The 24,433-nt window shown below is 42.7% G+C and carries 30 protein-coding genes; all 30 read right to left on the reverse strand.

The window, feature by feature from the left end; all coding sequences use genetic code 11:
* Positions 1–73: 73 nt before the first annotated feature.
* Entirely contained in the window at positions 74–517 is a 444-nt protein-coding gene (locus tag ACFPK9_RS00550) for a hypothetical protein (protein ID WP_377092562.1), read from the reverse strand.
* A 141-nt stretch (positions 518–658) separates the two neighbouring features.
* Positions 659–1,027 (reverse strand): hypothetical protein, encoded by a 369-nt coding sequence (locus ACFPK9_RS00555; protein WP_377092563.1) that lies wholly within the window; start codon positions 1,025–1,027, stop codon positions 659–661.
* Between the two features lie 614 nt (positions 1,028–1,641).
* A complete protein-coding gene (locus tag ACFPK9_RS00560; protein ID WP_377092564.1) occupies positions 1,642–2,103 on the reverse strand; it encodes a hypothetical protein in 462 nt (153 codons plus the stop codon).
* A 153-nt stretch (positions 2,104–2,256) separates the two neighbouring features.
* Positions 2,257–2,670, reverse strand: a complete 414-nt coding sequence (locus ACFPK9_RS00565; RefSeq protein WP_377092565.1) for a hypothetical protein — start codon at positions 2,668–2,670, stop codon at positions 2,257–2,259.
* A 707-nt stretch (positions 2,671–3,377) separates the two neighbouring features.
* A complete protein-coding gene (locus ACFPK9_RS00570) occupies positions 3,378–3,998 on the reverse strand; it encodes a hypothetical protein (protein WP_377092566.1) in 621 nt (206 codons plus the stop codon).
* A gap of 612 nt (positions 3,999–4,610) precedes the next feature.
* On the reverse strand, positions 4,611–4,949 hold the full coding sequence (locus tag ACFPK9_RS00575) for an SLBB domain-containing protein (RefSeq protein ID WP_377092567.1): 339 nt from the start codon (positions 4,947–4,949) through the stop codon (positions 4,611–4,613).
* A 153-nt stretch (positions 4,950–5,102) separates the two neighbouring features.
* On the reverse strand, positions 5,103–5,504 hold the full coding sequence (locus ACFPK9_RS00580; protein ID WP_377092568.1) for a hypothetical protein: 402 nt from the start codon (positions 5,502–5,504) through the stop codon (positions 5,103–5,105).
* 127 nt (positions 5,505–5,631) lie between these two features.
* Complete coding sequence (locus ACFPK9_RS00585) at positions 5,632–6,105, reverse strand: GNAT family N-acetyltransferase (protein WP_377092569.1); 474 nt, start codon at positions 6,103–6,105, stop codon at positions 5,632–5,634.
* A 147-nt stretch (positions 6,106–6,252) separates the two neighbouring features.
* Positions 6,253–6,720 carry a hypothetical protein gene (locus ACFPK9_RS00590; protein WP_377092570.1) on the reverse strand — a complete coding sequence of 156 codons (468 nt, stop codon included), beginning with the start codon at positions 6,718–6,720 and terminating at the stop codon, positions 6,253–6,255.
* A 1,561-nt stretch (positions 6,721–8,281) separates the two neighbouring features.
* Positions 8,282–8,812, reverse strand: coding sequence for a hypothetical protein (locus tag ACFPK9_RS00595; protein WP_377092571.1), 531 nt, complete (start codon positions 8,810–8,812; stop codon positions 8,282–8,284).
* Between the two features lie 135 nt (positions 8,813–8,947).
* On the reverse strand, positions 8,948–9,505 hold the full coding sequence (locus ACFPK9_RS00600; RefSeq protein WP_377092572.1) for a hypothetical protein: 558 nt from the start codon (positions 9,503–9,505) through the stop codon (positions 8,948–8,950).
* Between the two features lie 721 nt (positions 9,506–10,226).
* On the reverse strand, positions 10,227–10,586 hold the full coding sequence (locus ACFPK9_RS00605) for a DUF6966 domain-containing protein (protein ID WP_377092573.1): 360 nt from the start codon (positions 10,584–10,586) through the stop codon (positions 10,227–10,229).
* A gap of 605 nt (positions 10,587–11,191) precedes the next feature.
* Positions 11,192–11,374: a hypothetical protein gene (locus tag ACFPK9_RS00610; RefSeq protein WP_377092555.1), complete on the reverse strand. Its 183-nt coding sequence runs from the start codon at positions 11,372–11,374 to the stop codon at positions 11,192–11,194.
* Between the two features lie 330 nt (positions 11,375–11,704).
* Positions 11,705–12,559 (reverse strand): DUF6414 family protein, encoded by an 855-nt coding sequence (locus tag ACFPK9_RS00615; RefSeq protein ID WP_377092574.1) that lies wholly within the window; start codon positions 12,557–12,559, stop codon positions 11,705–11,707.
* Between the two features lie 1,051 nt (positions 12,560–13,610).
* Entirely contained in the window at positions 13,611–14,048 is a 438-nt protein-coding gene (locus tag ACFPK9_RS00620; protein WP_377092575.1) for a hypothetical protein, read from the reverse strand.
* A 174-nt stretch (positions 14,049–14,222) separates the two neighbouring features.
* The gene (locus tag ACFPK9_RS00625; protein ID WP_377092576.1) at positions 14,223–14,384 is read right to left on the reverse strand and encodes a hypothetical protein; all 162 of its coding nucleotides are present in this window, start codon (positions 14,382–14,384) and stop codon (positions 14,223–14,225) included.
* Between the two features lie 744 nt (positions 14,385–15,128).
* Positions 15,129–15,434 carry a type II toxin-antitoxin system RelE family toxin gene (locus ACFPK9_RS00630; protein WP_377092577.1) on the reverse strand — a complete coding sequence of 102 codons (306 nt, stop codon included), beginning with the start codon at positions 15,432–15,434 and terminating at the stop codon, positions 15,129–15,131.
* Positions 15,388–15,588: a hypothetical protein gene (locus ACFPK9_RS00635; RefSeq protein ID WP_377092578.1), complete on the reverse strand. Its 201-nt coding sequence runs from the start codon at positions 15,586–15,588 to the stop codon at positions 15,388–15,390. The genes ACFPK9_RS00630 and ACFPK9_RS00635 overlap by 47 nt, the downstream gene beginning before the upstream one ends.
* Before the next feature lie 177 nt (positions 15,589–15,765).
* Positions 15,766–16,116 carry a hypothetical protein gene (locus tag ACFPK9_RS00640; protein ID WP_377092520.1) on the reverse strand — a complete coding sequence of 117 codons (351 nt, stop codon included), beginning with the start codon at positions 16,114–16,116 and terminating at the stop codon, positions 15,766–15,768.
* A gap of 290 nt (positions 16,117–16,406) precedes the next feature.
* On the reverse strand, positions 16,407–16,589 hold the full coding sequence (locus ACFPK9_RS00645) for a hypothetical protein (protein WP_377092561.1): 183 nt from the start codon (positions 16,587–16,589) through the stop codon (positions 16,407–16,409).
* A 1,253-nt stretch (positions 16,590–17,842) separates the two neighbouring features.
* Positions 17,843–18,229: a hypothetical protein gene (locus tag ACFPK9_RS00650; protein ID WP_377092579.1), complete on the reverse strand. Its 387-nt coding sequence runs from the start codon at positions 18,227–18,229 to the stop codon at positions 17,843–17,845.
* A gap of 591 nt (positions 18,230–18,820) precedes the next feature.
* On the reverse strand, positions 18,821–19,303 hold the full coding sequence (locus ACFPK9_RS00655) for a hypothetical protein (RefSeq protein ID WP_377092580.1): 483 nt from the start codon (positions 19,301–19,303) through the stop codon (positions 18,821–18,823).
* Between the two features lie 642 nt (positions 19,304–19,945).
* Positions 19,946–20,239 (reverse strand): type II toxin-antitoxin system RelE/ParE family toxin, encoded by a 294-nt coding sequence (locus ACFPK9_RS00660; RefSeq protein WP_377092506.1) that lies wholly within the window; start codon positions 20,237–20,239, stop codon positions 19,946–19,948.
* Complete coding sequence (locus ACFPK9_RS00665) at positions 20,239–20,460, reverse strand: addiction module protein (protein ID WP_377092507.1); 222 nt, start codon at positions 20,458–20,460, stop codon at positions 20,239–20,241. The genes ACFPK9_RS00660 and ACFPK9_RS00665 overlap by 1 nt, the downstream gene beginning before the upstream one ends.
* Positions 20,461–20,605: 145 nt before the next feature.
* Positions 20,606–21,181 carry a hypothetical protein gene (locus tag ACFPK9_RS00670; RefSeq protein ID WP_377092581.1) on the reverse strand — a complete coding sequence of 192 codons (576 nt, stop codon included), beginning with the start codon at positions 21,179–21,181 and terminating at the stop codon, positions 20,606–20,608.
* A 140-nt stretch (positions 21,182–21,321) separates the two neighbouring features.
* Positions 21,322–21,882 (reverse strand): hypothetical protein, encoded by a 561-nt coding sequence (locus ACFPK9_RS00675; RefSeq protein ID WP_377092582.1) that lies wholly within the window; start codon positions 21,880–21,882, stop codon positions 21,322–21,324.
* A gap of 182 nt (positions 21,883–22,064) precedes the next feature.
* A complete protein-coding gene (locus ACFPK9_RS00680; RefSeq protein ID WP_377092583.1) occupies positions 22,065–22,445 on the reverse strand; it encodes a hypothetical protein in 381 nt (126 codons plus the stop codon).
* A gap of 136 nt (positions 22,446–22,581) precedes the next feature.
* Entirely contained in the window at positions 22,582–23,055 is a 474-nt protein-coding gene (locus tag ACFPK9_RS00685) for a hypothetical protein (RefSeq protein ID WP_377092584.1), read from the reverse strand.
* A gap of 217 nt (positions 23,056–23,272) precedes the next feature.
* Positions 23,273–23,524, reverse strand: a complete 252-nt coding sequence (locus tag ACFPK9_RS00690) for a ferredoxin (RefSeq protein WP_377092585.1) — start codon at positions 23,522–23,524, stop codon at positions 23,273–23,275.
* Positions 23,525–23,703: 179 nt separating this feature from the next.
* Positions 23,704–24,255 carry a hypothetical protein gene (locus ACFPK9_RS00695; protein WP_377092586.1) on the reverse strand — a complete coding sequence of 184 codons (552 nt, stop codon included), beginning with the start codon at positions 24,253–24,255 and terminating at the stop codon, positions 23,704–23,706.
* Positions 24,256–24,433 lie beyond the last annotated feature (178 nt).

Raw genomic sequence — 24,433 nt, forward strand, 5'->3', positions numbered from 1 at the left:
AATGTAGTGAAAGGAGAGCGGAACTCAACCGCGGTACGAGGTTGGGTGCAGCGTCTTGTTATCCAAGTCGATTTTAGGGTTCGCCGTAGATTTGTTCTTCCATGTCGTCATCACAAGACCAACCATTCGGGAGCCATTCTTGAGGGTTTGTTGCTGCTGCGATGAAGCCCTGATAGTCTTCTCGTTTCATGATCATTGCGTGAAAGAGATCTGTGGTCCAATCTCTACAGTAGACGTTGTCATGGCATAACCCATCGGGATAGCCGTGTTCTTCTGCCATCTGTACTGTGTTATCGGATGGAATTCCTAACAGGTCGAGAGCTGTATCAAGTAATGCGTAGTTCTCGATAAGGTGTGAATTGATCTCAATAGAAGCATCGCTAAACCTTTCCGCATCAAGAGCAGCATTGCGTTGTAGTTTAAGCAAATAAATGACCAATTCTGTGATTGAGCTAGGTGTGAGATTATTTACAGCATTGAGCCACTTCGGATCACTAGGGTGAGGGATTCTGTTCATATTTAGGATAACGTAAAGCACACCAACCGCGACTGTTGGTGGCCAGTGTGAGATTTCGAGTTAAAGGTAGAATTACCAGAAATGGGGCGGAACTCAACCGCGGTAAGCGGTTGGGTGCAGCGTCTTGTTAGGCAAGTCAGTTTATCGAGTGTAATGATCGATCCATGCTTTAGGAGAGTTACCAAGATCTAACTTAGTTTCAGACCTCAAATGATCGATGATAATCTTAATTGTGTTGGCTCTAGCTCGCTCCACTAAAATATCTAGGGATGATCCAAGCTCTTGTTTACTCCCAGAAGGGTAATAGGAAATCACATATTCGAGGCACTTTATAGCTTCTTGTGGAGAACCCTGCATCGCTTGGTTCGCAGCTTCATCAAAAATGAGTGTCTGATCATCTGCAAACTTAACTCTTAATGAAAGAATTGAGTAATTGTATAACGTGTAGCAACAAAACAAAAGGAGGGAGAACGCTGCGATACAGAGAAAAACTTTTAGGGATTTAGACATGTGTAATTTAGCCTAACATAAAGCACACCAACCACTGACTTCAATCAGTGAATCTGTGCTATGGGTTTTAAAGTTTGAATAATCTGAGAGGAAAGCAGCGCGCAACCGCGGTCAGTGGTTGGGTGCAGCGTCTTGTTCTGTAAGGCAATTTAGGGAAGTTGTAGCTTTGGATATTGTGATGATGCCGTGAAAGCAAATTCGAGAAATGATCGGGAAATCTGTAAATTTCGAAGGCCAAATGGCAGAAATGTTCGAAACTGAAATCGGTAACTTCAATCAATCGGAACAATCAAAAAAGTGCTTTAAAATCTGAAACCGTGGGAATGAGAAACCGTGTTTAGCAGCCGTCCAACAGAGATCTTCACGAGTGATTACGCTTCAACGGAGAATTGAGATGAGCGACGAGCGGTGTTTTCTATGCTGCGATCAGAATGGCTATACGAATGGAGATCGAATCTGAAAGAAGCGCACAATTTAACAGAACGTAAAGCACACCAACCGCGAACTGAATGAGGAATGTGTGCTATGGGTTTAGAGTGAGAATTACCAGACAGAGACGCGGAACTCAACCGCGGCGAGCGGTTGGGTGCAGCGTCTTGTTCTGCAAAAGCAGTTTAGTGGGTGTCGACGACTTTGATTCCGGCAGCTTTGTGTCGAGCCCAAGGATCAGATCCATCCCAATTACTAGGCATCTTAGAGCTGAGACCTAGACTGTTGAGTTTGTAGTCTTCAGCTTTCGTGACGACTACTCCAATACAAAACTGTTCAAGGAGCTGATAAATACTGTCAGGTGACTTATCATCTAAACTACGTAAACGTTCGCGCACGATTTTTCGTGGTACTATATGTTCGTGAACGAGTCCTTTGTTCTCAAGCCCTGAATCAAGAGCTTCTTGTGACCAAAATCTACACCCTTTGTGTTTCCCGTTAAACTCGGACCAAACCCAAAAGATCTGGTCTATGACTGCTAATTTAGTTCCGATGTGAAGATTGGGATCTTGCATTACATAGGAAAGATCTTTGCAGATTTCTTGTTTGGTTCTGAAGCGTTCGTTTTTTTCTGATATACGAGCCATGAGTGTTGAGGTGTTAAATTTAGCAGAACGTAAAGCACACCAACCGCGAACTAACCGAGAAAACTGTGCTGTGGGTTTAAAGTGAGAATTACCAGAAATGTAAGCGGAACTCAACCGCGGTGAGCGGTTGGGTGCAGCGTCTTGTTATCCAAGTTAATCTCGGTGTCTCGGGTCTACTAATTTGGCTCCTTCATCTGGTGTTAAGAGTTCTCCTTCTGGGGTGAGATAAACAGTCCTTCCCGACTTCATAATAATCACCAGCACTTTTAATTCACCGTCGGCATTATATGTTTTACCCATGACGTTCTTTCCGTCGGCATCATAGACGGGGATATCAGTTTGCACTAATTTCTTATTGGATTCTTTGTAGATGTCATATCTGACAACCTTTCCACCATCTCCTATAGTGTATTTACCTCTGTATGAGATTGTTCCGTCATCCTCTTTTAATAGATAGTCAGCTCGACTTTTAAGGGGGGTGAAATCAGGTAAGTCAGATACAGCTTCCTCAGCTTTCAGTGTTAGTGAGAATGCGGTCAATAGTACGATGTATTTTAGTGTTTTCATTTTAGGATAACGTGAAGCACAGCCGTGGATGCCCAAGGCGTGCATTGAGTTTAGATTTAAGGTAGAAGCGCATAATGAGGCTCGCATGTCAACGGGGCATCCATCGGGTGCAGCGTCTTGTTGTACAAGGTTATCCCAATCATTAGGCTGTATTGTATTCTGTGCCTTGAGCAACGTTTAATGCCTTTGTTTCAAGACGCTGAGGATGGGCGTTAACGCGATGATGACCTGTAAGCATCGCACAAGAAGAACCAGCAGAGCTGAGCAGTGAACGAACTGACTAGATTATAGAGGTGCTGGTTCTAGAAAGTGTGGCAGAACACGGAGCGTGTCCTAACACTCTGAGTGTATTCACTCGAAGAAGTCGGCTTCTTCAGATGAAGAAACTCAGAGGGTAGCATAAAAGTCAGTGTTCATCCAGACATTCTAACCAACAAAACACCTGAGAATAGCTTGTTAGGTAAATAGTCCTCGAAGCTGAATAATTTGGTACAACGTAAAGCACACCAACCACGAACTCTGCCGTGAAACTGTGCTTGTGGGTTTAAAGTGAGAATTATCAGAAATGTAAGCGGAACTCAACCACGGTGAGTGGTTGGGTGCAGCGTCTTGTTCGACAGAGACAGTTTGACAGCGTCATGTTTAATGTGAAGACCTGTAATACGAAATAGCTGTAGATAGTGTTAAAAAGTGTTCGGAATATGAACTTACGAGTTACCGTAGTGATCCCACATATTCATCTCGCCAGTCTGTCTCACAGAAAGCAAGTGCTGACCAACTTCTTCAGGTATGCCAGAAACCTCTAAGGCGTGATCAATGTGTTCTCTATTAATAGTCATAGGTTTACCAAAACTCTCAAACTGATCTTCAAATATACGATCTATTTCAGCTTCAAACTTCACAATACCAATGATATATGGGTCATCAGTAAGCAAATGCTTAGGAGATAGAGTGTATCCTCTCTTTTTAGCAACATGAGGATCGGGTAAGAAAAGTACACGCCGTGGCTGATGGTCGTGGGGTGTAATGTCTAACTTCTTCTTTTGGAATCTGTCCATCCAGATGGCATGAGCTTCTCCTTCAATATAACGGTTCTCGTACTCATTAAATATCCACCCAGATATCATCGATCCTCCATGCTTTTCTATATGTCGTTCAACGTTAACAAAGCAGCGCTTTCTGTCAGATGTTCGTAATGGTGCACACTCTACAGATAACAACTTCTTAGCGGAGAAATTGCGCACAAATCCTTCTAAAATCTTGGTGCGTTTCTCAATAATGCGGTGACGGACAGGAGTTTTGAAAACACTTTGATATGAGGTATGCATGGTAATTTAGTCGAACGTAAAGCACACCAACCACGAACTCTGCCGAGGAACTGCGCTATGTGTTGAAAGTTAGAATTATCAGAGAGGGGAGCGGAACTCAACCACGGTGAGTGGTTGGGTGCAGCGTCTTGTTCTGTAAGGCAATTTAGGGAAGTTGCAGCTTTGAATATTGTGATGATGCCGTGAACCAAATTTGAGGAATGATCGAGAAATCTGTAAATTTCGAAGGCCAAATGGCAGAAATGGTCGAAACTGAAATCGGTAAATTCAACCAACAGGAACAATCAAATAAGTGCTTTGAAATCTAAAATCTGGGGAGTTAGATACTGTGTTTTCACAGCTGATCAAAAGAGATCTTCACGAGTGATTACGCTTCAACGAAGAATTGAGATGAGCGACGAGCGGTGTTTTCTATGCTGTGCTCAGAATAGCTATACGAATGGAGATCGAATCTGAAAGAAGCGCACAATTTAACAGAACGTAAAGCACACCAACCGCGACCGTTGGAGGCCAGTGTGAGATTTTAAGTGAAAGGTCGAATCATCAGAAATGGAGCGGAACTCAACCGCGGTAAGCGGTTGGGTGCAGCGTCTTGTTATACAAAGGCAATTTCTAGATCTTCGACTCTGGAATAAAGATTCTGTCCTTATGTTTTAGTTGAGGGAGACTCTTAAGGTTTTCGTGGATGTCTTTGGTGCTTACCTTAATTGTTTTGACTGTGCCGTCAGCTTCTTCTCTAACGATTAGAGCGTACTTTACAGCGATAGATGAACGTCCGCCAGCTGCTGCTAGAGCTTCGAACAGAGTAGACCAAGAAGGAATCTCATAAATACCAGGTGAGTTTACAGATCCTGCAATAACGACAGTTACTGGAGACGGTTTCTCATTAGTTTCAGCGATGGCTGAAGATGCGATAGATGCTGCGAATAGAGCTAGTAGTAGGGTTTTCATAGAATGGGTAAATTTAGTATAACGTAAAGCACACCAACCGCGACCGTTGGAGGCCAGTGTGAGATTTTGAGTTAAAGGTAGAATTACCAGAAATGGAGCGGAACTCAACCGCGGTAAGCGGTTGGGTGCAGCGTCTTGTTCTACAGAGGCAATTTATCGGCTCCAGTTCTTCTTCATGATGTCGAGCTTGAGATTGATGAAACCCAACTCCTTACATAAATCTAAAGTAGGCTTGAAGTCATCACTCTTAGAGCCTTGTGCTGGACGAAGAATGATTTGTGTTTCTCTGTCTAATGTTTGAAGAGTCTTCGAAAGGTCATCGAATGAAATCTCATTAGAGTTATATTTAATCTCAGACCCTATGAACTTAATTTCGGCTTTTTGAGCAACTGTCTCTGATCCTTCAAGAGAGTTTAACTTGTGCTTGAGTGCGTCTAAAATTACTTCATGGCGAGTAATCTCCTCATGTAAGATTTGAGCTTCTGATTTCTCAGTGGCAAAGAGTGTTGCGCTAGAGAGTGTTAAAATAGTTAGGGCTTTGAGTGAAGTTTTCATATTTAGTAGAACGTAAAGCACACCAACCACGAACTTTACGTGGAAACTGTGCTGTGGGTTTAAAGTGAGAATTACCAGAGAGAGACGCGGAACTCAACCACGGTGAGTGGTTGGGTGCAGCGTCTTGTTAGACAAGGGCAATTTCTAGCGCGTGAGTATCTGAATCCGATGAATGATGTGAATCTACAAAACCGAACTTTTTGTAGAACTTAAGAGCCCTAGTGTTGCCTTTGGTGACTTCCGCTAAGATCTTGGAGTATCTGTGCTCCTCTGCCCAACTAAGTGCATATTGGAGAATATCTTTAGCTGTGTTTGAACCTCGAGCTTCTGGAGAAACCCACATCTGAAAAAGCTGACCAATCGAAGAACCTTCTTCTTCACGATAGATGGCAGCCATACCAGAAATACTAGGTTCGTTAATGAGAAAGATGGCTTTGTCTGAACCTTCCGCAGCTGCGTCGCTCTGATCCTGCCAACTTTGATCACTACGAAGAACCGCGTCTTCATAAGTTGCTCCAAAAGCTGAAGGTGAGTCTTTTAGAGCTTTCAATCGAAGTGTTTTATAGAGTTGGCTTTCACCTTTGGAGACACGTTTAATCATGGGTTATTTAGTCTAACGTAAAGCACACCAACCACGAACTTTGCCGTGAACCTGTGCTATGAGTTTAAAGTGAGAATTATCAGAGAGGAGAGCGGAACTCAACCACGGTGAGTGGTTGGGTGCAGCGTCTTGTTCTACAGAGGCAATTTATGGAGTGGCGTGAAACCATTGAAGGAAATCTGTAAGTTTATCCTTATGGATGTCATTGACGATACATTGTGCTGTCTGCTCATCAAATCCAAGAGCTTTGAGGTGTGATATGGCGATAGCTTGATCTTCATCCACTTCCGAAATCAAAACCTTTGCGAGCTGTTCAATATCTAAACCATAGTGAGACAGAGTTTTACGTATGGCATCTCTATACTGATTGCTGATTTTTGCGTTTTTCTCAGCATGATAGTAGTAAAGTATGAGACTGAATATCAGAGCTTCTTGGGTTCGTGCCACTTTTAGTTCTGGGTCATCTTCATCTTGAGATAATCCAGTGAATGTTAGTGTAAAGTATCGTGATAAAGTAGTCTCTTCAGACGCCTCCATAGCGCTTAGATTAGTCGGCAAAAACTGTGAGCCAACTAATGTGATTGCGGAAAGTGCTGAGATCGCAGGATGCTTCATATTTAGTAGAACGTAAAGCACACCAACCGCGAACTAATCGAGGAAACTGTGCTGTGGGTTTAAAGTAGGAATTATCAGAAAGGAAAGCGGAACTCAACCGCGGTGAGCGGTTGGGTGCAGCGTCTTGTTCTGTAAGGCAATTTAGGGAAGTTGCAGCTATGAATGTTGTGATGATGCTGTGAAATCAAATTCGAGAAATGATCGAGAAATCTGTAAATTTCGAAGGCCAAATGGCAGAAATGTTCGAAACTGAAATTGGTAACTTCAATCAACCGGAACAATCAAAGAAGTGCTTTAAAATCTAAAACTTTGGGAATGAGACACTGTGTTTTCACAGCTGACCAAAAGAGATCTTCACGAGTGATTACGCGTCAACGGAGAATTGAGATGAGCGACGAGTGGTGTTTCCTATGCTGCGATCAGAATTGCTTTACGAATGAAGATCGAATCTGAAAGAAGCGTACAATTTAACAGAACGTAAAGCACACCAACCGCGAACTTAGCCGAGGAACTGCGCTATGGGTTTTAAAGTTTGAATTATCAGAGAAAGACGCGGAACTCAACCGCGGTGAGCGGTTGGGTGCAGCGTCTTGTTCTACCAAGGCAATTTTAGAGTGAGTGGTGAGGTGCTGCGAGTTACGAAAAGTCTGCTTCACCGTGCTGGAGGCTACACCTGAAACGATCGGCCTGAGAAAGCAACATGCCGAGAATGATTCAGAGAAAACATCGTTCATTTAGAAAGCAACAGTCTGAGCATCATTCTGAGAAACCATGGCTCATTTAGTGAGAAATATGCTGAGACGAACTTAGGGTAATCTGAGCATTCAGAAAACGTGAGTCCGCAATTCGCGAATGTAGAGAAAATGTCTTAGGAAGAGAGAATGAGTGAATTACGAATGATGTCGAAACAATCTGAAATAAATGAGCTGAATGAACTGAGCGCGTGTGATTCTGCAAGGACAGCTCAAATTTAGTAGAACGTAAAGCACACCAACCGCGAACTAATCGAGGAAACTATGCTGTGGGTTTAAAGTAGAAATTATCAGAAATGTAAGCGGAACTCAACCGCGGTGAGCGGTTGGGTGCAGCGTCTTGTTCTGTAAGGCAATTTAGGGAAGTTGCAGCTTTGAATATTGTGATGATGTCGTGAAACCAAATTTGAGGAATGATCGAGAAATCTGTAAATTGCGAAGGCCAAATGGCAGAAATGTTCGAAACTGAAATCGGTAACTTCAACCAATCGGAACAATCAAAAAAGTGCTTTAAAATCTGAAACCGTGGGAATGAGACACTGTGTTTAGCAGCCGACCAAAAGAGATCTTCACGAGTGATTACGCGTCAACGGAGAATTGAGATGAGCGACGAGCGGTGTTTTCTATGCTGCGATCAGAATAGCTTTACGAATGGAGATTGAATCTGAAAGAAGCGCACAATTTAACAGAACGTAAAGCACACCAGCCGCGACCGTTGGAGGCCTGTGTGAGATTTTGGGTGAAAGATAGAATTACCAGGAATGGAGCGGAACTCAACCGCGGTAAGCGGTTGGGTGCAGCGTCTTGTTCTACAAAGTCAATGATTTGGTCTTTTGAGCTGGCCTAGCCCAAACATTTTGAATTTCTTTGTTAGTCCATTTAGTGGGGTTCACTGTAAGAATACTATACTTAGACATCTTCATGCCTTCTTCAGTAGTGAGATTAGGAAAACCTCCAGAAACCTGATGTAAGTCTATGTAAATACGTGACAATCCACGATCTAGAGTGATTTTCTCAACTCCCTCTGCTAGATCATCCTCTATAAGCAGAATATATATACTTGGGCCAGGTGCCTTTGTAAGGCTTTCCAAGGCTGCTTCCAGAGTTTCATTCTTAGGAACGGCCTCACGAAAAGAATCAATGTTGTAACTCCAAATTACAGAGCTAGTATCTTGAATAGATCTAGAAGTCACAACACTACCATATTTTAGGAAATCTATATTCATGGTAGTCGTAGTCGGTTTAACGACTTGATCGTCTTCGGCAACTGGATGAGCGTAGGAAAGTGAGGTTGTTAGCACTATGGCGAAAATTGATAGGAGGTTGTATCGAGTTTTCATTTTAGTAGAACGTAAAGCACACCAGCCGCGACCGTTGTGGGCCAGTGCGAGATTTTGGGTTAAAGGTAGAATTACCAGAAATGGAGCGAAACTCAACCGCGGTGAGCGGTTGGGTGCAGCGTCTTGTTAGCTAAGCTAGTTTTCTTCGAGTATGACGAGTGGAGTGGCTAATAAAAACCTATCATCTCCAACTGTACGAAACCCCTTAAGTAAAGCTCTGACCTTGGGTCTAAAATTACTTCCCAAAGTGTGTGGATGCTTTGTTAGGCTGTGTAAATTGAAGCGGAAAAATGAATCTTCTGCGAGAAGTCTGATAAATTTGTCATCCTGGCTTATACTGTATACCCAAACCTCATCAGTAAGCTTACTGTTATGTTTATGTGAACGCCCAGTAAGAGAAAACGTGCCTGAAACCCAAAATAATGAGGGAAGCTCAGCATCAGGGTCTATCTGAATATCTTCTATGTCGTTTAGCTCTGAGCTTATCTCCCAGAATGCGGTCTCTGGAGAATGCTCGAATACTAGAGATTCTTGATTCCCAACTGAGACTTTGGCCAAACCTATTGATGCATCACCATTGGTTTGAGAGGATCTTGTGACTCGTGATGGGATAGGACGATTCTTACGAGCCTCGTACTCGCGTGCGATGAACCAAGGGTCTATGTAATATATATTTTCGTGGGAGGTGTTCATTTTTTAAGCTAACGTAAAGCACACCAACCGCGACCGTTGGTGGCCAGTGTGAGATTTTGAGTGGAAGATAGAATTACCAGAAATGGAGCGGAACTCAACCGCGGTAAGCGGTTGGGTGCAGCGTCTTGTTAGGCAAGTCAGTTTTTGAGGAGTCTGTGACAGTTACTGAATGATAGTTATGGTCTAAATAAGACAGTCTTCTGAGGAGTGTTAATCCAGTACGGACAGTAAATTAGAGTGAAGATTAGGGATGAAAGGGAGTATGTGTGTTGCACTGTATCGAAGCTATAAAGTCCAGAGTGGAGTAGACTCTGAGAGAAAAATAGTCCTAACCAATAGACTAGTAATAGTGTCACAGCATGTTTCATACGCCAGATCACTTGAAAACGTATGCTGTATAGAATGAGTAGAGTTACTAGTAGACTAGTGAACCATGAGAGTTCGTTGACGAACCATCTATGTTCATGTCTTTGAGGGGTGGATGTGAAGAATATCGAGGATGCTTGAATTAGTATCGTCCAACACCATGAAATCCATATGATGCCTTTAACTATAGCATTAGCTGTAGATGTCTTCATTTTAGCCTAACGTAAAGCACACCAACCGCGATCGTTGTGGGCCAGTGTGAGATTTTGGGTGAAAGATAGAATTACCAGAAATGAAGCGGAACTCAACCGCGGTGAGCGGTTGGGTGCAGCGTCTTGTTAGCCAGAGGCAATTTCTAGCGCCTGCCTACGACTTTGAGTTCTAGAGCCTGATCATACACATGTCCTGAATGTAGAGTTAGGTTTTCCATGCCTGCGATGGTCATAAAACCGCCATCTTGTGATTTAGTAATCGGAACGTAATCAGAGAAACTGCCCATGCCTCCATATACGGAACGAATTCTGGTAGAAAGTACGTTCAAGTGGTCCTGAGTAAAATCTGATAGTAGTTTTTCAGCTTCCAGTTGAGATCGTCGAAAATGTGCTGTCCACTGACAGTCAGTATCTAGAGCAAGGATCTTATTAAGTTCACATAAGGATTCGATGAGTAACTGAAGCTGACCGAGTCTAATTTCTTGGGTTATAGGAACGCTCATATTTAGGCTAACGTAAAGCACACCAACCACGAACTTTACGTGGGAACTGAGCTGTGGGTTTAAGGTGAGAATTATCAGATAGGGGAGCGGAACTCAACCACGGTGAGTGGTTGGGTGCAGCGTCTTGTTCTGCAAGGCAATTTCTTAGTTCTTTGAAGGCAGAAGGGAGCTAATGAGCAGGAAAATACAGCAAGCTGGAAGAACGCTTAAAGCAACTGTTTGGATAAGTGATAGAAATCCGATGCTTCCGAAAATCTTATTAGCAAATTGGCTAGTGATAAGAAGTTGAGCGAGAAATAGAAAAAATCCTAACCTGAAGAATGTAAGATTTGTAAGCTTAGAGTGAAAGATTGCACCTATGAAAAATGCGGCAAAAAGAGTGGTGATAAATAGTTGATGCATATGAAGTGTCTTTGAGAGATGAATGGTTGTTAAAAAGAATGGCGGCTAAACAAAGTGTAGTAAAAGTACTGGATGTACTGGAAATGAGTGATTTATCATAACCTTCTCAAATTTAGCAGAACGTAAAGCACACCAACCACGAACTTTGCCGTGAAACTGTGCTGTGGGTTTAAAGTGAGAATTACCAGAAAGGGGAGCGGAACTCAACCGCGGTGAGTGGTTGGGTGCAGCGTCTTGTTCTGCAAGTCGATCCCTGCGGATATGATAGAGTGACCAGTGAAGAATGAAAGCCGTGATGTTTCGTGTAACTTGCTGGAGGAGTAACCGAGAATGTTCGAACCCAGAAAGCAACATGCTGAGCCTGATTCTGAAAAACCATCGCTCATTTAGCAAGCGAGGTGTTGAGACGAACTAAGGGAAAGCTGAGCATTTAGAAAACGTGAGTCTGCGATTCGCGAATGTAGAGAAAATGTCTTCGAGAAATGAATGGTTGGAGAAAGGAAAAGTAGCTGACCGAAGTGTAGTGAATTATCTGGATGTACTGAAAATGAGCGATTTATCATAAACTTCTCAAATTTAGCAGAACGTAAAGCACACCAACCACGAACTTTACGTGGAAACTGCGCTGTGGGTTTAATGTGAGAATTATCAGAGAGGAGAGCGGAACTCAACCACGGTGAGTGGTTGGGTGCAGCGTCTTGTTCTCCAGAGCCAATTTAGACGAATACCATTAATGGTAGTATCTGAATAGCAGGCCCTTGAACTTCGACATCACCAAACTGCATATTCATGTTATTGGACTGTTCTATGTCACGAAATATCTCTGAAAGGTTAGAGGGCTCCATCATAGAGAGACCGTAATTCTCAAAAGGGCTCATCGTTTGATCAGCATCTATAGATCTAGTGATCTTCCCAATAACTCTGACTGTATTATTGTGAAGCTCACTTAGTGTAAGATCTCGGAGATTCTCACTCCTTAGGGTGACTACAGCCGTCAAGTCTTCAGGTGTGCTGCAGTTGAGAATCACGTTTGATAATGGGGTTCTACTACGGTCATCATGTAAAGCTTTACGTATATCACCAACATCCTTCTTGGTCTGATTGAGACTGGTCTTACCAGCCATCGAGCTCATGTTTATAATTGCGTCAATCGCATCAATCATAGCATCAATGGCGTTCTTACTTAGCTGTCCTGAAAGCTCAACTAGAGAACCATGTTCAATGTCCTTTAAATCAGATGTTGATGTTGGCTTAACAAGTGAGCCCTCGTTTCTGGTCAACGCGTCATAGAGCAGAATTGCTATTGATGATTCGGTGTGGGCTCTTTGTTCTCTACGTGTTTCGTTCAATGCGGATTCTTTATTTGAATCAGCTTGGGCTTCGATACTGGCATCAAATAGTGACTCGAATAATGAGCTGAGTCCAAACGTCCCTTTGATGGTAGACTTTGAGGATTTCTTAGCATCTTCTGTCTTGGTGACTTCTGTATCGAATGCAATACCACCTTCAATAGCAGCTGCGAAAGACACCATCATCGGAACGTCTAGGTAAATAGGGTGGATGAGTTTCATTTTTAGGAGAACGTAAAGCACACCAACCACGAACTTTATGTGGGAACTGCGCTGTGGGTTTAAAGTGAGAATTATCAGAGAGGAGAGCGGAACTCAACCACGGTGAGTGGTTGGGTGCAGCGTCTTGTTCTACAGAGTCAATTTAGAGTGAGTGGAGAGGTGCTGCGAGTTACGGAAAGCTGTTTCATCGTGCTGGAGGATTCATCTGAAACGATCGACCTCAGAAAGCAACAAGCTGAGCCTGATTCTGAAAAATTATCGCTCATTTAGTTAGCAATGTGTTGAGACGAACTTAGGAAAAGCTGAGCATTTAGAAACCGCTTATCTGCAATTCGCGACTGTAGAGAAAATGTCTTAGGAAAAGAGAATGAGTGAAATCCAAAGGACCGCGCAACAATCAGAAATAAAAGAGCTGAATATACTGAACGTGTGTGATTTAGCAAAAACAGCTCAAATTTAGTAGAACGTAAAGCACACCAACCGCGACTATTGTGGGCCAGTGTGAGATTTTGGGTGAAAGATGGAATTATCAGAAATGGAGCGGAACTCAACCGCGGTGAGCGGTTGGGTGCAGCGTCTTGTTCTACAAAGGCGATTTTAAGGTGAGTGGTGAGGTGCTGCGAGTTACGGAAAGCTGTTTCATCGTGCTGGAGGATTCATCTGAAACGATCGACCTCAGAAAGCAACATGTTAAGCCTGATTCTGAAAAATCATCGTTCATTTAGTTAGCAATGTGTTGAGACGAACTTAGGAAAAGCTGAGCATTCAGAAATCGCTTATCTGCAATTCGCGAATGTAGAGAAAATGTCTTAGGACAAGAGAATGAGTGAAATCTAAAGGACCGCGCAACAATCAGAAATAAAAGGGCTGAATGTACTAAACGTGTGTGATTTAGCAAAAACAGCTCAAATTTAGTAGAACGTAAAGCACACCAACCACGAACTTTGCCGAGGAACTACGCTATGTGTTTAAAGTGAGAATTATCGGAGAGGAGAGCGGAACTCAACCGCGGTGAGTGGTTGGGTGCAGCGTCTTGTTATACAAAGGCAGTTTATGGAGTGTGATCAAGCGTGTTGATGAACTGTTGAAGCCTCATAGGGATACTAACAACAAATAGTGTACCCAGTGTAACAACCACAGAATTAACAAGGAATACGATCTTTTGACGTAATGAATACTTGGATCCAGAGAGAAATACACTGATAGCTAAACCAACAATAATTAGTAGAGAAGTAGTAGAAAGGTATACACCAACAGAAGGAATCCAGGGGGACATACTCCAATCAAATATTCTTTCACCACCATTCCAATACGAGACGGCCAAAAATGCATTCCAAAGAATCTGTGAAACACCGCTGAGAATAACCACCATCATAAGCCCCACGTTTTCAGTAATAGGCTCAATTCTGGAGTAGCTGGCGAAGAAAAGTATCTGAACCGTCGTAATCCACAAAAGTAAGTGAACTAGTGAATCTACGAAGTCGCTCATATTTAGTATAACGTAAAGCACACCAGCCGCGAACTCGACCAGAAAGCTTTTGTGTGGGTTTAAAGTTTGAATTATCAGAGAGGAAAGCGGAACTCAACCGCGGTGAGCGGTTGGGTGCAGCGTCTTGTTAGGCAAGTCGATCTCTTAATCCTGTTTGGTCATAAACCGTTGTTGTTATCGATACCAGACGACTGTAATACCATGGATGCTTGAGTGGAATGTTTGAATCTGAACTATTTCAATCTGAGAATTTTGATTAATCCAAGCTTCAGCTTTTGCATGTGACTTTTCGATCAAACCATAATCGAAGTTGACGTTGCCTAATCTTATTTTCATAGCCTCCTTGAAAACCGCACGCTGTATAGGTTTTGCAGATGGTTGAGTTATGTTCTGAGGTAGAGGTGGCGGAGTCTTCATGAAGTAAGAATGATCGCCCAAAGATAAAACTTACATTACAAAATTTGAGCTGTTTTATTTAGCCTAACGTAAAGCACACCAACCACGAACTTTACGTGATAACTGTGCTGTGAGTTTAAAGTGAGAATTATCAGAGAGAGACGCGGAACTCAACCGCGGTGAGCGGTTGGGTGCAGCGTCTTGTTCTGTAAGGCAATTTAGGGAAGTTGCAGCTATGAATGTTGTGATGATGCTGTGAAATCAAATTCGAGAAATGATCGAGAAATCTGTAAATTTCGAAGGCCAAATGGCAGAAATGTTCGAAACTGAAATTGGTAACTTCAATCAACCGGAACAATCAAAGAAGTGCTTTAAAATCTAAAACTTTGGGAATGAGACACTGTGTTTTCACAGCCGACCAAAAGAGATCTTCACGAGTGATTACGCGTCAACGGAGAATTGAGATGAGCGACGAGTGGTGTTTCCTATGCTGCGATCAGAATTGCTTTACGAATGGAGATCGAATCTGAAAGAAGCGTACAATTTAACAGAACGTAAAGCACACCAACCGCGAACTGAACGAGGTTTGTGCGCTATGGGTTTAAAGTTGGAATTACCAGAGAAAGACGCGGAACTCAACCGCGGTGAGCGGTTGGGTGCAGCGTCTTGTTCGGCAAAGGCAATTTATGAGATTAACCGGTCGTAATCTGCATGACTGCCAATCCAGAACCAAGTCATGGAACCATCAACTCTGACACCTAGTGCTCGATACTTAATACCTGCACGGACAGACCAAAAGCGACCGACTTTCTTAAAATGCAATGAAGGGTGGAACGGATCTTTCTTCAATAACTCGAAGTTTTCATCGGCTACACTTTGAACCTTAGCTGGAAGCTTTTCGTATGCATTCCAGAACTTACTAGTAGCGTAATGATCCACTAGACTATAGCTGGCGTGTTTTTCCTGAACGGAATTCTGCAATAGCCTCATCGGCTAAACTATCTAATTTTCCACTACTAAGATCACGTTCAATTTGAGCGTCCCATTCAGCGGCTTCAAAGGTATGAAACCACTCACGGAATGCTGCCAAATCGTGTTTTCCAAGCTGTTCTACAGCCTCTTCAATAGCTTCAACTGTGCTCATACCAGAAAGCTACAATATTTACCTAGAACGTCAATATTTAGCCGAACGTAAAGCACACCAACCGCGACCGTTGGAGGCCAGTGTGAGATTTTGGGTGAAAGATGAAATTACCAGAAATGAAGCGGAACTCAACTGCGGTAAGCGGTTGGGTGCAGCGTCTTGTTCTCCAGAGACAATTTATGAGTTCGTTCTTTGGGAGTTTTTCCGCTGCTTATTGAAAGAAGCTTGCTCTTTTCTGAATCTCTTTAAAGCTAGTTTTTCATCGGCTTTGGCATAACCGAGAGCCTCAGATTCGAGTCTCTTAATATGAGGTAAATTTATGATCGACTGTATATGTTCCATAGGAGGTAGTTCAGAAAGCTTCTCATTCATAAACGCTTTCGATTCAGCATCTCCGTATATCCAGAGGCATATAGGGAATTCAGCTGAGTATTCAGCAATCGCAATAAGTTCTTCGATAGTAGTCGTAAGCTCTACTTGAGCTTCTGGTTCTTCTTCAGAAAGGGTGTTAAAGTGCCGGTAGAGCATCGATGCTAAATTATAGATATGAGATCTCAGTGTAGCAGAGTTCTCAGTGCATACTGCATCACGGCAATTGAAGAACCTGTAATGGAGCCAGAACCACGAATCCTCGAATAACAATCTTATGTCATCATTCTCGATCGCTTGGTCTAGGTGCATTGAGATGCCCTTAAACTCTCTGTACATGAAATGGAGTTTCGTCATTTTAGGAGAACGTAAAGCACACCAACCACGAACTTTGCCGTGAAACTGTGCTATGAGTTTAAAGTGAGAATTATCAGAAAGGAGAGCGGAACTCAACCACGGTGAGTGGTTGGGTGCAGCGTCTTGTTCTGCAAGGCGATCCCTGCGGAAATGATAGAGTGACCAGTGAAGAATGAAAGCCGTGATGTTTCGTGCAACTTGCTGGAGGAGTAACCGAGAATGTTCGCACTCAGAAAGCAACAGGCTGAGCCTGATTCTGGGAAACCAGCGCTCATTTAGCAAGCGACGTGCTGAGACGAAGTGAGTGAAATCTGAGAATTCAGAAACCGCTCATCTGCGATTCGCGAATGTAGAGAAGATGTCCTCGATAAATGAACGATTGAAGAAAGGGAAGGCATCTAACCGAAGAGTAATAAAGGCATCGGATGTACTGAAAATGAGCGATTTATCATAAACTGCGCAAATTTAGCAGAACGTAAAGCACACCAACCGCGAACTTAGCCGAGGAACTGCGCTATGGGTTTAATGTTTGAATTACCAGAGAAAGACGCGGAACTCAACCGCGGTGAGCGGTTGGGTGCAGCGTCTTGTTCTGTAAGGCAATTTAGGGAAGTTGCAGTTTTGAATATTGTGATGATACCGTGAAAGCAAATTCGAGAAATGATCGAGAAACCTGTAATCTTTGAAGGCCAAATGGCAGAAATGTTCGAAACTGAAATCGGTAACTTCAACCAATTGGAGCAATCAAAAAAGTGCTTTAAAATCTGAAACCGTGGGAATGAGAAACCGTGTTTAGCAGCCGACCAAAAGAGATCTTCACGAGTGATTACGCTTCAACGGAGAATTGAGATGAGCGACGAGCGGTGTTTCCTATGCTGCGATCAGAATAGCTATACGAATGGAGATCGAATCTGAAAGAAGCGCACAATTTAACAGAACGTAAAGCACACCAACCGCGAACTAATCGAGGAAACTGTGCTGTGGGTTTAAAGTAGGAATTATCAGAAATGTTAGCGGAACTCAACCGCGGTGAGCGGTTGGGTGCAGCGTCTTGTTCTGTAAGGCAATTTAGGGAAGTTGCAGCTTTGAATATTGTGATGATGCCGTGAAAGCAAATTCGAGAAATGATCGAGAACTCTGTAAATTTCGAAGGCCAAATGACAGAAATGTTCGAAACTGAAATCGGCAAATTAAACCAACAGGAACAATCAAAGAAGTGCTTTGAAATCTAAAATCTGGGGAATTAGAGACTGTGTTTTTACAGCCAACCAAAAGAGATCTTCACGAGTGATTACGCTTCAACGGAGAATAGAGATGAGCGACGAGCGGTGTTTCCTATGCTGCGATCAGAATAGCTTTACGAATGAAGATCGAATCTGCAAGAAGCGCACAATTTAACAGAACGTAAAGCACACCAACCACGAACGTTACGTGAATACTGTGCTATGAGTTTGAAGTGAGAATTACCAGAGAGGAGAGCGGAACTCAACCACGGTGAGTGGTTGGGTGCAGCGTCTTGTTAGCCAAGTCAGTTTTGAGAGCTGTCGGATTGTTCATTGAGCTTAAGTTCGATGGTTTGACCACCTGGTGTTCTCATCTCGATCGTATCACCTAAAGGCTCGGATGTTAGTTCATCGTAAGCAACAGGAATCACCACAACGAGAAGAAGATAGATACCAACAACTTTGAGGGCTGCTTTAAGAGAGAATCTGCAATACTTGATCAGACAAAGAATAATGATCGGTATGTCAATATGAGCAGCCCAATCACCAATCAGAAAGTGTGCGACCAGAGATAGAATCGTAGCTCCCAAGCAAATGAAGAGGATCTTGTAGATGTCATCATCACCTTCGTGTTTAAAAAATATGCGGATAATTGCCCATAGAATGAGACCGCTTATTGCTGCTCCTATCATGTGTGAAATGTGGTTTTATTTAGGCTAACGTAAAGCACACCAACCGCGAACTTTACGTGGAAACTGTGCTGTGGGTTTAAAGTAGGAATTATCAGAAATGTAAGCGGAACTCAACCGCGGTGAGCGGTTGGGTGCAGCGTCTTGTTAGACAAGGCAATTAAGTAAGATCTGAGTGATGGGGAATGAATGAAAAGCTGCGAAATTAGTGTCTGTGAATCTATGCTCAAGTTACTGCATGAGAGCTAATTAAAGTGTGAGACTCCAACAGTCGAAGCCTGAAATCTGTGAAGTAGAGAAATCTCTGTAACCTTTGTGCGTCTGCATAAAATGAGCGAACGACTTCGACATCTAAATAAATCATCTCGAATTTTATGGAGCGAAGTTCTTGAGGCAACGAGCATCATCGAAAACAAAAAGCGTGGAAGTCGAGAAAGCCAAACGATCGTAAAAAAGAAAGAGTAAGTAGAAATTTAGAATTCAGAAAGGGCGTCGCAATTTAGTCTAACGTAAAGCACACCAACCACGAACTCTGCCGTGAAACTGCGCTATGGATTTAAAGCGAGAATTACCAGAGAGGAGAGTCGCACGCAATCACGGTGAGTGGTTGGGTGCAGCGTCTTGTTCTGCAGAGGCAATTTCTGGGATGGAGAAGCTGTCTAACTTGCAATCATGTCTGAACCCTAAATCACACATCTCACTTACCCACGAACTAAGGTTAGGGCCTGATAATTCTATTGGAGTACTCTTGCCTTTAACTAAAAAGAGGTCAGATCCTTCTAGTATGCCAAACTCACTGTCATAGTCTAATGCTATCAAAGATTCAGATAATTCATGGGCTTGTAAATCTGTGTTAGTTAGAAAAAAGTATTCTAGTTCAACAGATTCCCCTATGTGATAACCGTGACTTTTTAGGGTTGGTATTGAGTTTGCCGCCGTAGCTGTGATTGTGGCTTTATGGCTCAAATGTTCCTCTTGGGTAAGAAATATAGTTGGAGGGACAGTCTTATGCTCGGTCTCTCTATTTGGAGGTACTTCATTGAGCTTTTTTCCAAAAATGGATGCAAAGAAATTCATTAGGATCGTGTTAATTTAGCAGAACGTAAAGCACACCAACCGCGAACTAAACGAGGAAACTGCGCTATGGGTTTAAAGTGAGAATTACCAGAGAGAGACGCGGAACTCAACCGCGGTGAGCGGTTGGGTGCAGCGTCTTGTTCTGTAAGGCAATTTAGGGAAGTTGCAGCTTTGAATATTGTAATGATGCCGTGAAAGCAAATTCGAGAAATGATCGAGAAATCTGTAAATTTCGAAGGCCAAATGGCAGAAATGTTCGAAACTGAAATCGGTAACTTCAACCAATAGGAACAATCAAAAAAGTGCTTTAAAATCTGAAACCGTGGGAATGAGAAACCGTGTTTAGCAGCCGACCAAAAGAGATCTTCACAAGTGATTACGCTTCAACGGAGAATTGAGATGAGCGACGAGCGGTGTTTTCTATGCTGCGATCAGAATAGCTATACGAATGGAGATCGAATCTGAAAGAAGCGCATAATTTAACAGAACGTAAAGCACACCAACCACGAACCTTGCCGAGAAACTGTGCTAAGGGTTTAAAGTGAGAATTATCAGAGAGGAGAGCGGAACTCAACCACGGTGAGTGGTTGGGTGCAGCGTCTTGTTCTGCAAAGGCAGTTTAAAAGGAGAGACTATGATAAATCAGAAGTCTTTGAGCCATGACCTTGGCTTCCTGTGCTGATGAAATACAGAGAGAATTACTATCTCATCATCTTCAACACTGTAAAATATGGAATAGGGGAAGCGTCTTAGAAGAAACCTGCGAATCTCCAAATCAACAGGACTCCAGGCTTGTGGCATCTCTAGTATAAGGTCAATAGCTCGATCGAACTCATCTAGAAATGTTGTGCCGAGACGTGAAGTATAGTCTTCATAAAACGCAACGGCCTCAGCGAGCTCAACAGCAGCTGATTCGATCAGGCGGTATTTATCCACTAGGAAAGGCTATTACGAAGTGAAGCTACAAATGAGGCGCCGTCAAATGAGCGCGTCTTACCAGATCTATATGCAGCAAGCCTATCTTTGGCTTCAGTAACATGCTCATCGAGATAAGAAATCTTCTTTGAGCTAAGGCTAGCTTGAAGATGATCAACGAGAACTGCGCGATCTGATTCAGATAGCTTCAGTGCTTGAGATTCGATTTGAGCTATATCCATGTATGCAACTTAGTGTTCACTTGAGTATGATGCAAGGTGAAAGCTTCGCTTTTTTAGCAGAACGTAAAGCACACCAGCCGCGAACTCGACCAGAAAGCTTTTGTGTGGGTTTAAAAGTGAGAATTATCAGAAAGGAAAGCGAAACTCAACCGCGGTGAGCGGTTGGGTGCAGCGTCTTGTTCGCTAGGTTAGTTTTACGACAATTTCTATGCCATAATAATGCCACTGCTGAGATTGTGAAAAGTATGAACTCTAGGATCCAAGAAGGAAGGAGCAGGTCAATACTGTCTTGGTAAGTGAGAAGTTTATTTCCATTTGTATCGAGTGTATAAAGGCGTGTTTCTCCACTGAATAGGTGGAAAATATCTATCGGCTTAGCAGAAATCCCTACTGATATAGGTTCACCTTTACGTATAGCGGCGTCTAATGCTGGGAAATTAGCGAGCTTTTCATTTAGTGAGAGCGTAATGTCTCCTATATTGAAGTGTGTTTTTCGAGGTACTTGTGACGGGGTAAAGCCGTGGTTATTCGTGTTGTAGGAACTGTTGTAATCAACTCTTTTTATTCTAGTAGGGATTCCTGAGGTTTTAGTTAGGTCCGCTTCTCTGGGAGGAGATAAAAATATAGATATTAAAAAACCAAGAAGAGCAATAAGTAGAAGAACTAAGCTAACTATTTGTGATCTCTGTGGATCAAATAATGTAGGTTTAGTGTTTTTCATTTAAGCGAACGTAAAGCACACCAACCACGAACTCTGCCGAGGAACTGCGCTATGGGTTTAGAGTGAGAATTACCAGAAAGGAGAGCGGAACTCAACCGCGGTGAGTGGTTGGGTGCAGCGTCTTGTTCTGCAGAGGCAATTTATAGGTTGTCTGCGTAATATCGAAGACTATGTTCTTCTCCTTCAGATAGAAACCTCAAAACCTTATTAACAGGCATGGTCATAGCTGTACCGTTATCAGATGATAATAAAGTTCTAGTGGTAAGAGTATGAGGGATCTTTTCTTTATATTCAGGATTGCGTTCCATGTATGATTCGTACGACTCCCAGAATAAGTTTGCATCTGTGTTCCGCTTAATAACTTCTCCTGTGTATGCTCCACCCCATAATATGGTGTTTTCTAGTTCTTTATCTGCAAAATCAGATCTGTTGGAGAAAACGTGTAATAGATATTGGTCTACGACTTGGAGGCTGTCTTTACTGAAGTCTAGTTTCTGTCTATCTAACACAGTCGGAGCTGCAATGTCTGAATCATCACTAATAGCTCCAATGAAAAGTCCAGAGAATGAATGGAAAATGTTATTTAGTTCTTCATCAAAAGTGATCGTGATTTCTTTTGGTGTTGAAGTTTCTTGAGGTGCTTCTTCTTTGTTTTCGGATTTACCAAAAAGGGAACGAAGTTTGTTTATTCTTTTTTTCATGATGATGGTTGTATTTAGCAGAACGTAAAGCACACCAACCACTGACTTCCACCAGTGAATCTGTGCTATGGGTTTTAAAGTTTGAATAATCTGAGAGGAAAGCAGCGCGCAACCGCGGTCAGTGGTTGGGTGCAGCGTCTTGTTATACAAAGGCAATTTCAAGAGATGCGTGAGTGGTGTGACTACTTGTAGTGCTTGGTCGCAGTATCTTTTTCACCGAATATTTTGCCGTGTTTCCAGATGCTCATGGACCATGAAAAGCGTGAGACATCTACTGATGGTTCTAGGAATGTTGCGCCTTTATCGATATACGAATCCTTCTTAAAGTTATTGGGGGCAATTATTTGGTATGTGCCATTTGGATTACCGAAAGTAGCTAGGCAGTATCGTTTTTCACCATCAATTTCTTGGAGAATGATTGTGTCCCAACCCCAACCAGGCTGTATGCCGATAACCTTAGCTTTGAATGGCTGATCTGGTGTGATTCGACCGTTAATCCAGAGATCCTCCCCCTGTAGAGACGTAAAAGTAATTAGAAAAAATGTAAGCAGTACCTTAAGCATTTCAATTTAGTATAACGTAAAGCACACCAGCCGCGAACTCGACCAGAAAGCTTATGAATGGGTTTGAAGTGAGAATTATCAGAAAGGAAAGCGGAACTCAACCGCGGTGAGCGGTTGGGTGCAGCGTCTTGTTAGCTCAGTTAGTTTCGTCCGGATTCATGTGTGCCTCTAACAATGGTGTAAGTTCATCAAATTCTGCAATGTACTTGTTCATAGCTTCTTCAAGGATCTTTTTTGCTTCATCATCAAGCTTTGCTTTCTGTTGATCAAACTCATCAGAAAAAATCTTGTCCAAAGGATGTGGATCTTTATTCATCTCTTTTGTTAGTCTGATTCTATCTTCATTTGATGGAGTCTTCATTTGACTCAACTTATTGACTGTAAGTTTGGTCTCTTTACTGAGTTTCTCTAGATTTTCAGCAGCAATAGTTGCGCTATCAGAGTCTTTTACAGAGATACAAATCGAGGAAAATTGTTCCATACTCTTCCAAATAGCTTTTGCTATGTAGTTGTGGTCGATGACTTCAACTGAGGGCGGTGCTTGTTCTTCGGAAAAAACAGAGCAGGTTGAAGTGATTAGCAAAGCTGGGATCACGTATAAATGTTTCATATTTAAGCTAACGTAAAGCACACCAGCCGCGAACTCGACCAGAAAGCTTTTGTATGGGTTTAAAGTAAGAATTATCAGAGAGGAAAGCGGAACTCAACCGCGGTGAGCGGTTGGGTGCAGCGTCTTGTTCTGCAAAGTCAGTTTGTTGCTGAAGAACTTCGAAAGTATCTGAGCCATGGCATGAGCTAAAGAGCAGATCGAGATAAGCTGGATATGTTTATGGGAAATCATCGGGTTGAGTTACAGAATCATGTATGCAGTGGATCGGACAATCATCAATGGCTGCTTTCATCTGACGATGTTCAGTGTCACTACTTGGTTGTAAACAGACATAAGCTTCGCCTTTAGTTTCATCATAAGCAAAGTTCTTTGGAGCAGCTTCGAGACATAGCTCACAATAGATGCAGGATTCGTCCACAAAGTACCTACCTAGAACGTTCTTTTTTACTATCTGGAATGCTTTCTCCATAGACGTGTCAATTTAGCAGAACGTAAAGCACACCAACCACGAACGTTACGTGAATACTGTGCTATGAGTTTGAAGTGAGAATTACCAGAGAGGAGAGCGGAACTCAACCACGGTGAGTGGTTGGGTGCAGCGTCTTGTTCGACAGAGGCAGTTTTTGGGGGTAGAGGTTTCAATAGCTATCAAATAGATGGCAGATATAATTCAGGATGCTTTTGAACATCTCGTGCCATAGCGTCATAAATATCATTATCTGTCTCTAGAAGCTCTTCGAAGGGGGAATCTAGAACATCAACTTGTGACCAGATTTCATCAAAAAGATGCTCCCCAATATCTTCGCCCTTATTTTCTCTTTGGTTTAGTTGAGTTATAGCTCTAGACCACTCTTCTGATTTAGGAAGGAGCTGTTGAATAAAATCAGCGATCTTATGGCATTCATATATTCTACAAGATTCGATTACTTTTTTTAGTTCCCATTGCTTGTGTTCAACTTCGTCATCTTCACATAGCAAAACATGTTGCATTCCTCCGTTTTCCCACATGCCAATGAAGGTATCTAGCACATACCATTGAAGTGTGCGAACAGATGGATGTAAGTCGGCAGCATTCTTTAGTTGTTGATCATATGTTTCCCCAGGTGAGCACTCGATTAGTGTGTTAACTATAGTTGGCAAAATGTCATTGTCACAAATATTATCTATACTCTGTATTTGGGCTATCGAGGGTAGGTTCATGAGGTGTATATTTTAGTCGAACGTAAAGCACACCAGCCGCGACCGTTGGTGGCCAGTGTGAGAATTTGGATGAAAGATAGAATTACCAGAAATGGAGCGGAACTCAACCGCGGTAAGCGGTTGGGTGCAGCGTCTTGTTAGGCAGAGGCAGTTTAGTTGAATTTTGATGGCAGGTGAG

This window comes from Rubritalea spongiae (assembly GCF_042652385.1).
Classification (GTDB): domain Bacteria; phylum Verrucomicrobiota; class Verrucomicrobiia; order Verrucomicrobiales; family Akkermansiaceae; genus Rubritalea; species Rubritalea spongiae.